Below are 12,421 nucleotides of genomic sequence, written 5' to 3'. Positions count from 1 at the left end.
GCGCTCTAGATCGGCGCGAGCCGGATGACGACCATCCGGCTGACCAGGAATATTGAGGGAGCTGTGTTGAGGCTCCAGGATACGGAAGACAATGGCAAGCCTGATCACCTGTCCCCATTGCGGGGTCCGCCCGAAGGAAGAGTTCGCAATCCGTGGCGATGCGTCGGTCATTCGGCCGGCGCCTTCAGCCTCGGATGAAGCCTGGCATGACTATGTCTATGTGCGCGCCAACCCACGCGGCCGAACGGTAGAACATTGGCATCATGTTGCCGGCTGTCGCCGGTTCCTGGTTGTCGAACGCGACACGGTCACCCATGAGGTCTATTCGGCTGTCGACGGTGCGGCCGCGGCGCGTGAGGCGCAGCGATGACCGCTTATCGCCTGTCCGCCGGCGGTCTTGTCGATCGCAGCAAAGTGCTGAGCTTCACCTTCGACGGCAACCCGCTGCGCGGCTTTGCCGGCGATACGCTTGCCTCTGCCTTGCTTGCCAACGACCAGATGCTGGTCGGCCGCAGCTTCAAGTACCACCGGCCGCGCGGCATCGTCAGTGCCGGGCCGTCGGAGCCGAACGCGCTCGTGACCCTTGGTTCGGGCGCCCGCAGCGATCCGAATACCAAGGCGACGGTCGCCGAGCTCTATGCCGGCTTGACGGCGAAGAGCCAGAACCGCTGGCCATCGCTCGGGTTCGATGTCTGCGCGGTCAACGGCCTGCTTTCGCCGTTTCTCGGCGCCGGCTTCTACTACAAGACCTTCATGTGGCCCCGCCAACTCTGGGAAAAGCTTTATGAGCCGGTGATCCGGCGGGCCGCCGGTCTCGGGCGGGCGGTGCTGGAACGCGACCCCGAGAGCTATGAAAAATCCTGGGCCTTCTGCGATTTGCTCGTCGTCGGCGGCGGACCGGCGGGTCTGATGGCCGCCTTGACGGCCGGTCGCGCCGGGCTTCGCGTTATCCTGGCGGATGAGGATTTTCGCCTCGGCGGATCGCTGCTGTCGGAAACCGAAACGGTTGACGGTGCGTCGGCGCCCGCGTTTGCAGATCGTGCCGTCGCTGAACTGAAGTCACTCGAAAACGTCACGCTTCTGCCGCGCACCACGGTCTTCGGCTGGTATGACGACAATGTCTTCGGTGCGGTCGAGCGCGTGCAGAAACATGTGGCCGAGCCATCGACCAAGCTGCCGACCGAACGCGTGTGGCGCATTGCCGCCAAGCGCGCTCTGCTGGCGACCGGCGCTGAAGAGCGGCCGCTGGTGTTTGGCGGCAATGATCGCCCCGGCGTGATGATGGCCGGCGCCGTTTCGACCTACGCTAAGCGTTATGGCGTTTCTGCCGGCAAGTCGGTTGCAATCTTCACCAGCGGCAGCAGCGGCTATCGCACGGCTCGCGACCTGTCGGCGAAGGGCGTTGCGGTTTCGACTATCATCGACAGCCGACCGGAGACCAACGATGTCGCACCCGATGGCGTGCGGGTGATCCGCTCCGGCTCGATCGTCGACACCAGGGGCAGGAGGCGGCTGTCGGGCATCGTCGTCGAGCGCTCGGGCTTTGAGGAACTGATCGCCTGCGATGCGCTTGGCATGTCCGGTGGTTGGAGCCCGGTCATTCATCTCGCCTGCCAGCGCGGCGCTCGGCCGGTGTGGTCGGATACCCTTAAGGCATTCGCAGCACCCGATGTCGGCAATGCCCTTCGGGTCGCTGGAGCGGCCAATGGTGTCTACACGCTTGCCGGCTGCCTGCGCGACGGTGCCGAGAAGGCGACTGCGATTGCCTCAGAGCTTGGCTTCAACGCGGCCGCAGCACTGCTGCCGGTGACTGAGCCCGAGGTTGAACCTTCGTTTGCTGCTGTATGGTATGTGCCCGGCGCCAAGTCGAAGGCCTTCGTGGATTTCCAGAACGATGTGCACGCGAAGGATCTCGGTCTCGCGCTGCGCGAGGGTTTCGGCCATGTGGAGCACGCCAAACGCTATACCACCAGCGGCATGGCGACCGACCAGGGCAAGCTTTCCAATATCAATGCGGTCGGCATTCTCGCCGGCATGCGTGGGGTGAGTCCGGCCGAGGTCGGCACGACCACGTTCCGGCCGTTCTACACGCCGGTCTCCTTCGGTGCGCTGGCGGGGACATCCCGCGACAGCCACGCGACGCCGACCCGCAAGTCGCCGCTACACGAATGGGCGAAGAAGCACGGCGCGACCTTCGTCGATTCCGGCCTCTGGTTCCGCTCGGCCTGGTTCCCGCGCGCCGGCGAAAAGACCTGGCGCGAAAGCGTCGACCGCGAGGTCCTCAATGTTCGCGCCAATGTCGGGCTCTGCGATGTGTCGACGCTCGGCAAGATCGAGGTTTTCGGAGCTGACGCGGCGGAGTTTCTCAACCGGCTCTATTGCAACGCCATGCTGAAGCTGCCGGTCGGCAAGGCCCGTTACGGATTGATGCTGCGCGAGGACGGCTTCGTCTTCGACGACGGCACCGTGAGCCGGCTGGCGGAGGACCACTTCTTCGTGACGACGACCACTGCCATGGCCGGCGCGGTCATGTCCCACATCGATTATTGCGCGCAGGTGCTGTGGCCCGATCTCAAGGTCAGGTTCTGCTCGTCAAGCGATCAGTGGGCGCAGATGGCGATTGCCGGCCCGAAGGCGCGCGATGTGCTGCAGCAACTGGTCGACGAGGATATCTCGGAAACGGCTTTCCCGTTCCTGTCGGCACGCGCAACGGCGCTTCGCGGCGGCATCCACGCCCGGCTGTTCCGCATCTCATTTTCCGGCGAATTGGCCTTCGAACTTGCCGTTCCCGCCGGTTACGGTGAAGCGGTTGCCGAGCAGATCATGGAGGCCGGGCGAGCGCATGATATCTGCGCCTACGGTGTCGAGGCATTGAACGTGCTGCGGCTTGAAAAGGGGCTTCTGACTCATGCGGAATTCGACGGCCGCGTGACACCCGACGATGCCGGGCTTGGGCGCATGTTTTCGGCGCAGAAACCCGATTTTATCGGCAAACATCTGTCCGCACGCTACGGCCTGACGGCGGCAGACCGTATGCAGCTTGTCGGGCTGAGGCCGGTGGACAAGGACAAGGACATGCGTGCCGGCGCTCATCTTCTGAAAGAAGGCATGAAGCCGTCGACGCTCAACGATCAGGGCTGGGTCAGCTCCGCCGGCTATTCGCCGGTTTTGGGGCAGCACATCGCGCTTGCCTTCCTCAAGTCCGGGCGCGAGCGCTACGGCGAAAAGATCGTCGTCTGGGACAAGCTGCGCGATCACGAGGTCATCGCCGAGGTCTGCGACCCGGCGTTCGTCGATCCCGAAAACAAGAAGCTGAAAGCCTGAGGAGGCGGTGATGGTTCGCGACTACAACAACCGCCATGCGCTCGACCAGAAGCTGCGCGGCACCCCGAAGCCCGCGAATGCGGATCACCTCGAGGTCGGCCATTGGCAGGCAATCGCGACTGTGCTCGCCCATGTCGGACTTGAAGCGGCGGTACAACGGGCGCTTTCGTCGACACCCGACCTGTCGTTGCGTTATTGCGGACCCGGCGAGTGGCTGGTGGTGTCGCAGGTCGATACGCCAGTCGGGCTCATGCGCCGTCTCGATATGCTGTGTGGCACGCAGGCGCATGTCGTCGACCAGAGCGACGGCCGCGTTCTGTTGCGCCTCTCCGGGCCGTCCGTGCGGCAGATCCTGGCCAAGGGCATCGGCGTCGATCTCCACCCTGCGGCCTTCGCACTGGGTGGCAGCACCAATGTGCTTTGCGGCCATATCGGCATCAACCTGGCGCGCACCGGCGAGAACGCATTCGAGTTGATCGTTTCGCGCAGCTTTGCCGAATCGCTCTTCGACGACCTGATGGCGATGGGCCGCGCGTTCGACCTTTCGGCCGCTTTTTCCGACTAAAATCAAATGCGGCATCGAATGCCGCATTTGGGTCGCCAACCCGCCAGCAGATGGCGGAAACGGACAAGCGTTCTTCGCAGCCACGTCTTTAACGCGGCCATCTTTCTGACTAGGCTTTGCCCTGCTCGCCGCACGCTGTTCCCGTGCCTGAACAGACCGGGTGGGCGGTAGTCGTGCCTGACCCTTTCTTCCTGAAAACTGAGCCGCGCTTCGCCCGGATGCGCGGGAAAGCGGAGTGTGCGCATGAAAAGCCATGCCAGAGTCGTCGTGATCGGTGGCGGCGTTGTCGGTTGCTCGATCCTCTACCATCTCACGAAGTTCGGCTGGACCGACGTGGTGCTGCTGGAGCGATCGGAGCTGACCTCCGGTTCGACCTGGCATGCCGCCGGTGGCATGCACACGATCAACGGCGACCCCAACGTCGCCAAGCTGCAGAAATACACCGTCGAACTCTACAAGGAGATCGAGGAATATTCCGGCCAGGACATCGGCCTGCACATGACGTCGGGCATGATGCTGGCCGCGACCAAGGAGCGTTTCGACTGGATGAAGTCGATCCTCGCCAAGGGCCGCTACATGGGGCTCGAGGCCGAGCTGCTGACGCCCAAGGAAGCGCACGACCTGATGCCGCTGCTGGATCCAGATCAGTTCGTTGGCGCGGTGTTCGACCCGGTCGAGGGCCATCTCGATCCCTATGGAACGACCCATGCCTATGCCAAGTCGGCCAAGAAGAATGGGGCCGAGATCTATCTGCACACAAAGGTCGAGGATCTCGTGCAGCGCGAGGACGGATCCTGGCGCGTCATCACCAATCAGGGCGAAATCATTGCAGAGCATGTGGTCAACGCCGCGGGCCTCTGGGCGCGCGAGGTCGGCCGCATGGTCGGGCTGGAGCTGCCCGTTCTGGCGATGGAGCATATGTATCTCATCACCGAAGATATGCCCGAGGTCATCGAGTTCAACCAGACGCGCGGCAAGGAGCTGATGCACTGTGTCGATTTCGATGGCGAGATTTACTTGCGCCAAGAGCGCAATGGCATGTTGATGGGCACCTATGAGAAAGCCTGCCGCCCCTGGTCGCCGGTGACGACACCCTGGGATTTCGGCCATGAGCTGCTGGCCGAGGACATCGACCGCATCTCGCCGGAACTCGAGGTCGGCTTCCGGCATTTCCCGGCCTTCAACAGAGCCGGCATCAAGAAGGTCATCAACGGGCCCTTCACCTTTTCGCCGGATGGAAACCCGCTGGTCGGGCCGGTGCGGGGGCTGCGCAATTTCTGGTCGGCTTGTGCCGTCATGGCCGGCTTCAGCCAGGGCGGCGGCGTCGGCCTGGCGCTTGCCAACTGGATGATAGACGGCGATCCCGGCTTCGACGTCTTTGCCATGGACGTGGCGCGTTATGGCGATTTCGCCACGCTTGCCTATACCAACGCCAAGGTGCGCGAGAACTATTCGCGCCGTTTTTCCATCCGTTATCCGAACGAGGAGCTGCCGGCCGCACGGCCGCTGCTCACGACGCCGATCTATGACCGGTTGAAGGCGGCCGGTGCCGTGTTCGGTGCTTCCTATGGCCTGGAAACGCCGCTGTGGTTTGCACCTGCCGGTGTCGAGGATCACTTCTCCTGGCGCCGCTCGACCGATTTCGACACGGTCGGCGACGAAGCCCGCGCGGTGCGCGCCGCTGTCGGGCTGATGGAAACCTCCGGCTTTGCCAAATACGAGATCAAGGGGGCGGGGGCGGAAGCCTGGCTCGATGGGATGCTCGCCTGCCGTATCCCGGCTGTGGGGCGGATGTCGCTGGCGCCGATGCTGAAAGACGATGGCAAGCTGATCGGCGACTTCACGCTCGCCAAGCTCGGTGAACAGGATTTCCTCCTCATCGGCTCCGGCATCGCCGAGGATTATCATATGCGCTGGTTCGAGGCGCACCTGCCAGAGAATGGCTCGGTCTCGATCCGTCCGTTGAAGCTGGAGCTTGTCGGGCTGTCGATCGCCGGGCCGAAGGCGCGGGACGTGCTGGCGGCGCTGACCCATCTCGACGTCGGTGATAAGGCCTTTGCGTTCATGGATATTCGCCGGATGAATCTCGGTATGGCGCCGGCGATCGTCGGTCGGGTCAGCTATACCGGTGACGTCGGCTACGAGATCTGGATGAAGCCGGAATACCAGCGCTACCTGTTCGATCTGATCCTGGAAAAGGGTGCGGCCTTCGGCATCCGGCTGTTTGGCCTTCGCGCCCTCAATGCCCTCAGGGTCGAAAAATCGTTCGGCAGCTGGTCGCGCGAGTTTCGGCCGCTCTACGGTCCGCTGGAGGCCGGCCTTGGCAGGTTTGTGGCGCTCGGTAAACCGGCGGGTTTCATCGGAAAGGCGGCGGCAATGCGCGAGAAGGCAGAAGGCGGACAGCTTCGTCTGCGCACCTTCCTGCTCGAGACGCGCGATGCCGATGTCATCGGCGACGAACCGATCTATTTCGACGGCGCGGTGCGCGGTTGGGTGACATCCGGCGGCTATGCCCACGCCAGCGGGGTGTCGGTGGCGCTTGGTTACGTGCCCAAGGAGATCGCTGATGAAGAGGCAGGCTGGGCGATCGAACTGCTCGGTGAGATCCTGCCGGCGCGGTTGCAACCCTACCCATTGTTCGACGCAAACGGTGAGCGCATGCGTGGTTGACGGGAGGCAAATCGGCGAGCTGGTCTTGTTGCTTGCCGATTCATCCACAGGCCGGATTGCACGCGGTTTTAGACTAAAGTTGACTATTCCCCAGGCGAGACGTGCATTTTTTTTGTTTTTTATGACTTCAAAAGCGTCAAATCGATTTTATAGGCGAAGATTTTGCCGCTCCCACGTTTTTTAGCTTTTCTTTTCGTTTGAAAGAGGTATGGAATCGATCAACAGAACGCTCAACAATGAGCTCAAAAAACAAGAGACCGGACCTTATGGATCTGGTCCAGGGGAAGATTGATGGAGTATTTCGTCCAGCAGCTCGTCAATGGGCTGACTCTTGGGTCTATTTATGGTATGATCGCAATTGGTTATACCATGGTCTACGGCATCATTGGCATGATCAACTTCGCCCACGGCGATATCTTCATGCTCGGCGGTTTTGCCGCTTTGATTGTCTTTCTGCTTCTCACAACATTCATGGCTGGCATACCGGTTGTACTTGCCCTGTTGCTGATGATGATCGTCGGCATGCTGACGGCGGCGCTCTGGAACTGGACCATCGAGCGGGTGGCTTACCGGCCGCTACGCGGTTCGTTCCGCCTGGCTCCGCTAATCACGGCAATCGGCATGTCGATCGCCCTGTCGAACTTCATCCAGGTGACGCAGGGACCGCGCAACAAGCCGATCCCGCCGCTCGTTTCCTCGGTTTACGAGGTGTTGGGCATCACGATCTCGCTGAAGCAGATCATCATCATCATCATCACGGCGATCCTGTTGTCCGTGTTCTGGTACATCGTCAACAAGACGCCGCTCGGGCGCGCTCAGCGCGCAACGGAACAGGACCGCAAGATGGCGGCCCTCCTGGGTGTTGACGTCGACCGTACCATCTCGGTGACCTTCATCATGGGCGCAGCGCTCGCTGCTGTCGCCGGCACCATGTACTTGATGTATTATGGTGTGGTCGTCTTCACCGACGGATTTGTTCCGGGGGTCAAGGCCTTTACTGCAGCTGTTCTTGGCGGCATCGGCTCCTTGCCGGGCGCTGTTCTCGGCGGGTTGCTGATCGGCCTCATCGAGTCCCTCTGGTCCGCTTATTTCACCATCGACTACAAGGATGTTGCGACGTTCTCCATTCTCGCAATCGTCCTGATCTTCAAGCCGTCTGGCATACTCGGACGACCGGAAGTCGAGAAGGTATAAATCAATGGCAAACATTGCTTCTACATCTGCAAGCGCCGGCAGTGATCTGACGGCGCGGGCCCTGCGCGAGGCTGTCTTCGCGGGCCTTATCTCTCTCGGCCTCTTCGTCTTGTTCGTCGGCCTGAAGAGCGACCAGAACATTCGCAACGAGCTGGTCCTCAACCAGCGCTGGGGTCTGCTTGCGATCTTCGTGATCGTCGCCGCCGTCGGCCGGTTCCTGATGGTCGCCTATATCCAGCCGGCAATGGCGCGCCGCAAGGCCGCCAAGGCCGAAGCGGAGGAGGTCGTTAGGGAAGAGAGCTTCTTCAAGCGCAATTTCTCGAAGATCGCGATCATTGCGCTCGTTCTCTATCCGCCTGTGATCGTGGCGCTCGTCGGTGCGCAGGGCTCGCTGAAGTGGGTCGACAATTTCGGCGTCCAGATCCTGATCTACGTGATGCTCGCCTGGGGCCTCAACATCGTCGTCGGCCTGGCAGGTCTGCTGGACCTCGGCTATGTCGCCTTCTACGCGGTGGGTGCCTATTCCTACGCGCTGCTGTCGACTTATTTCGGGCTCTCCTTCTGGGTTCTGCTGCCGGTTGCCGGTATTCTCTCGGCCTGCTGGGGCATGGTCCTCGGATTCCCGGTCTTGCGGCTAAGGGGTGACTACCTGGCGATCGTCACGCTCGCCTTCGGGGAAATCATACGGCTTGTCCTCATAAACTGGACCGAAGTGACCAAGGGAACGTTCGGCGTCTCCGGCATCGCCAAGGCGACCCTGTTCGGCATCAAGTTCGACGCTTCCAAGGATGGTTTTGCAGCGATGATGGGGCTCCCCATGTCGTCGGCCTACTACAAGATCTTCCTGTTCTATTTGATCCTTGGCCTTTGCATGCTGACGGCCTTCGTCACCATCCGCCTTCGCCGGATGCCGATCGGCCGCGCCTGGGAAGCGCTGCGCGAGGACGAGATCGCCTGCCGCTCGCTCGGCATCAACACGGTCACGACAAAGCTTACCGCCTTTGCAACGGGCGCCATGTTCGGCGGCATCGCAGGTTCGTTCTTCGCCGTGCGCCAGGGTTTCGTCTCGCCGGAATCCTTCGTGTTCCTCGAATCCGCGGTCATTCTGGCGATCGTTGTTCTCGGTGGCATGGGTTCGCTCACCGGTATCGCCATCGCCGCGGTGGCGATGATCGGCGGCACGGAAATCCTGCGCGAGCTTTCCTTCCTGAAGGCGATCTTCGGACCGGACTTCACGCCTGAACTCTACCGTATGCTGATCTTCGGCCTGGCGATGGTCGTCGTGATGGTCTGGAAGCCGCGCGGTTTTGTCGGCTCGCGTGAGCCGACAGCGTTCCTGCGCGAACGCAAGGCGATCTCCGGCAGCTTCACCAAGGAAGGGCATGGCTGATGGCCCTCGAGACAACGACAATGACAAAAGATCCCATTCTCTCGGTTGAGCACCTGTCGATGCGCTTCGGCGGTCTCATGGCCATCAACGACTTCTCCTTCGAAGCCTATCGCGGTGACATCACCGCGCTGATCGGCCCGAACGGAGCCGGCAAGACCACGGTGTTCAACTGCATCACCGGCTTCTACAAGCCGACCATGGGCATGATCACCATGAAGCAGAAGTCCGGTAAGGAATATCTGCTGGAGCGCCTGCCGGATTTCGAGATCACCAAGCACGCCAAGGTCGCGCGCACCTTCCAGAACATCCGGATGTTCTCCGGCCTGACGGTGCTGGAAAACCTGCTGGTCGCACAGCACAACAAGCTGATGCAGGCGTCGGGCTATACCTTCCTCGGACTGCTCGGCTTTCCCGCCTACAAGCAGGCCTCGAAAGAATCGATCGAATTTGCCCGCCATTGGCTGGAAAAGGCGTCGCTGGTCGATCGTGCCGACGACCCGGCCGGCGATCTGCCCTATGGCGCCCAGCGGCGGCTCGAAATCGCCCGCGCCATGTGCACCGGACCGGAACTCCTATGCCTTGACGAGCCGGCAGCCGGTCTCAATCCGCGTGAATCGCTGGCGCTCAACGAGTTGCTGCAGGGTATCCGCGGCGAAACCGGCACCTCGATCCTGTTGATCGAGCACGACATGTCGGTGGTGATGGAGATTTCCGACCACGTGGTCGTTTTGGAATACGGTCAGAAGATTTCCGACGGCAACCCGGATTTCGTGAAGAACGATCCGAGGGTCATTGCGGCCTATCTGGGTGTCGAGGATGAAGAGGTCGAAGAGGTGATCGAAGAAATCGAGGAAATCGAAGGCGGACAGGGAGGATCCAAGCCATGAGCGCGCCTCTGCTGCAAGTAAAGGCCGTCGAGACCTACTACGGCAATATCCGGGCGCTGAACGGCGTCGACGTCGAAGTGCATCGCGGTGAAATCGTCTGCCTGATCGGCGCCAACGGCGCTGGCAAGTCGACGCTGATGATGACGATCTGCGGCAGCCCGCAGGCGCGCACCGGCGCGGTCATGTTCGAAGGTGAGGAAATTACCCGCATGCCGACGCACGAGATCGCGCGTCTTCGCATCGCGCAGTCGCCGGAAGGCCGTCGCATTTTTCCGCGCATGACCGTATTCGAAAACCTGCAGATGGGCGCAAGCCTCGACAACCTCAAACATTTCAACGAGGACGCCGAGAAGGTGTTCTCGCTGTTCCCGCGACTTAAGGAGCGCCAGGCTCAACGCGGCGGTACGCTTTCGGGCGGCGAGCAGCAGATGCTGTCGATCGCCCGCGCGCTGATGGCGCGCCCGAAGCTCCTTTTGCTGGACGAGCCATCGCTCGGCCTGGCGCCGCTGATCGTTAAGGGCATCTTCGAAGCCATCAAGAAGCTGAACAAGGAAGAGGGACTGACCGTGTTCCTCGTCGAGCAGAATGCGTTCGGCGCCTTGAAGCTTTCCGACCGCGGTTACGTGATGGTCAACGGCCGCGTGACGATGAGCGGCTCGGGCAAGGAACTGCTCGCCAATCCGGAAGTCCGCGCGGCCTATCTCGAAGGCGGCCGCCATTGATGCGCCGCATCTGGAGTTTGTGACATGCAGGGTATTCTCTACGAAGAAGTGTCGGTCTGGCAGTTTCTTTTCATCACCTGTGTTCTGGGCGGCTGGACCGCGTGGAGAACGGGAAAGAGCGTCGCCGAGGGCTGGGAGGAGCTTCCGCGCCTCTTCGTCTATGTGGCGCTGCTGGGGCTTGGGATCCGCTTCGTGCACCACGCCCTGTTCGGAGGTACGATGTTCAGTCTGCATTACTATATCGTGGACACGGTCGTACTTTTGTTGTTTGCTACCGCAGGTTTCCGGTACTACCGGACCAAGCAAATGACCAATAACTACTATTGGCTCTATGAGAAGGCTTCGCCTTTCTCCTGGAAAGCCAAATAATGGGAACAGCGCGCGCCGGCCGCCGCGGCCGGTGCGAAAGAAATACCGGCGCGAATTACGGTGGGCATTGCGCAGGTTGGTAACGAGACCCGCTCGGATAATTGGGAGTAACAAAATGAAAAAGTCTCTTCTGTCGGCCGTTGCGCTGTCGGCAATGGTCGCTTTCAGCGGCACCGCATGGGCTGATATTCTCGTTGGCGTTGCTGGCCCGCTGACCGGCCCGAACGCTGCGTTCGGTGCACAGCTGCAGAAAGGTGCCGAACAGGCTGCTGCAGACATCAATGCTGCCGGCGGTATCAATGGGGAACAGATCAAGGTTGTACTCGGCGACGACGTTTCCGACGCCAAGCAGGGCGTTTCGGTCGCCAACAAGTTCGTCGCTGACGGCGTGAAGTTCGTTGTCGGCCACTTCAACTCGGGCGTGTCCATCCCGGCTTCGGAAGTCTATGCCGAAAACGGCATTCTCCAGGTAACGCCGGCTTCCACCAACCCGCAGTTCACCGAGCGCGGCCTCTGGAACACCTTCCGCACTTGCGGTCGTGACGACCAGCAGGGCGCAGTTGCCGGCGCCTTCCTTGCCGCCAACCACAAGGACGCCAAGATCGCCGTCATTCACGACAAGACCCCTTATGGTCAGGGCCTTGCCGACGAAACCAAGAAGTCGATGAACGAAGCCGGCCTCAATGAAGCCCTCTATGAAGGCATCAACACCGGCGACAAGGACTTCTCGGCCCTCATCGCCAAGATGAAGGAAGCCGGCGTCTCGATCGTCTACTACGGCGGTCTGCACACCGAAGCTGGCCTGATCATGCGCCAGATGAAGGACCAGGGCCTCAAGGCTACCCTGATGTCGGGCGACGGTATCGTTTCGAACGAACTGGCCTCGATCGCAGGCGACGCTGTTGACGGCACGCTGATGACGTTTGCTCCGGATCCGCGCAAGAACCCGGCTGCCAAGGAACTCGTCGAGAAGTTCCGCGCCGCCGGCTTCGAACCGGAAGCCTACACGCTCTACGCCTACGCTGCTCTGCAGGTTGTCGCCGAAGCTGCCAAGGCTGGCGGCACGACCGATCCGCAGGCCGTTGCCGAAGCGATCAAGGCCAAAGGCCCGTTCAAGACCGCAATTGGCGAACTCGGCTATGACGAAAAGGGCGACATCACCCGTCCGGACTACGTCATGTACACCTGGAAGAAGGGTGAAGACGGCAAGTACAGCTACTTCGAAAACGAGTAAATCTCGCTTCGAGGTTCGTTGAACCACGTCAGAACTTCGAAAGCCCGGCGAGCGATCGCCGGGCTT

At 61.3% G+C, this 12,421-nt stretch carries 10 protein-coding genes; all 10 read left to right on the top strand.

Translation table 11 applies throughout. The features are described from left to right. Positions 1-91: 91 nt before the first annotated feature. The 10 genes from J3R84_RS13625 (at position 92) to J3R84_RS13580 (ending at position 12,355) form a co-directional block, all read left to right on the top strand. A complete protein-coding gene (locus tag J3R84_RS13625; protein WP_025428151.1) occupies positions 92-370 on the top strand; it encodes a sarcosine oxidase subunit delta in 279 nt (92 codons plus the stop codon). After that, the gene (locus J3R84_RS13620) at positions 367-3,324 is read left to right on the top strand and encodes a sarcosine oxidase subunit alpha family protein (protein WP_025428150.1); all 2,958 of its coding nucleotides are present in this window, start codon (positions 367-369) and stop codon (positions 3,322-3,324) included. Before J3R84_RS13625 ends, J3R84_RS13620 begins: the two co-directional genes overlap by 4 nt. 10 nt (positions 3,325-3,334) lie before the next feature. Then, positions 3,335-3,889, top strand: coding sequence for a sarcosine oxidase subunit gamma (locus J3R84_RS13615; RefSeq protein ID WP_025428149.1), 555 nt, complete (start codon positions 3,335-3,337; stop codon positions 3,887-3,889). A gap of 243 nt (positions 3,890-4,132) precedes the next feature. Next, positions 4,133-6,559 (top strand): GcvT family protein, encoded by a 2,427-nt coding sequence (locus J3R84_RS13610; protein ID WP_057216132.1) that lies wholly within the window; start codon positions 4,133-4,135, stop codon positions 6,557-6,559. A 291-nt stretch (positions 6,560-6,850) separates the two neighbouring features. Then, positions 6,851-7,753: a branched-chain amino acid ABC transporter permease gene (locus tag J3R84_RS13605; protein ID WP_057206532.1), complete on the top strand. Its 903-nt coding sequence runs from the start codon at positions 6,851-6,853 to the stop codon at positions 7,751-7,753. A 4-nt stretch (positions 7,754-7,757) separates the two neighbouring features. After that, entirely contained in the window at positions 7,758-9,143 is a 1,386-nt protein-coding gene (gene livM / locus J3R84_RS13600) for a high-affinity branched-chain amino acid ABC transporter permease LivM (protein WP_025428146.1), read from the top strand. After that, a complete protein-coding gene (locus J3R84_RS13595) occupies positions 9,143-10,030 on the top strand; it encodes an ABC transporter ATP-binding protein (RefSeq protein WP_025428145.1) in 888 nt (295 codons plus the stop codon). The genes livM and J3R84_RS13595 overlap by 1 nt, the downstream gene beginning before the upstream one ends. Continuing rightward, complete coding sequence (locus tag J3R84_RS13590) at positions 10,027-10,752, top strand: ABC transporter ATP-binding protein (RefSeq protein ID WP_025428144.1); 726 nt, start codon at positions 10,027-10,029, stop codon at positions 10,750-10,752. The genes J3R84_RS13595 and J3R84_RS13590 overlap by 4 nt, the downstream gene beginning before the upstream one ends. A gap of 24 nt (positions 10,753-10,776) precedes the next feature. Next, on the top strand, positions 10,777-11,121 hold the full coding sequence (locus J3R84_RS13585; RefSeq protein ID WP_025428143.1) for a DUF6867 family protein: 345 nt from the start codon (positions 10,777-10,779) through the stop codon (positions 11,119-11,121). Positions 11,122-11,236: 115 nt separating this feature from the next. Further along, the gene (locus tag J3R84_RS13580; RefSeq protein WP_025428142.1) at positions 11,237-12,355 is read left to right on the top strand and encodes a branched-chain amino acid ABC transporter substrate-binding protein; all 1,119 of its coding nucleotides are present in this window, start codon (positions 11,237-11,239) and stop codon (positions 12,353-12,355) included. Positions 12,356-12,421: the final 66 nt, after the last annotated feature.

The organism is Ensifer canadensis (assembly GCF_017488845.2).
Taxonomy (GTDB): Bacteria; Pseudomonadota; Alphaproteobacteria; order Rhizobiales; family Rhizobiaceae; genus Ensifer; species Ensifer canadensis.
This window is presented reverse-complemented; position numbering and strand designations above follow the sequence as displayed.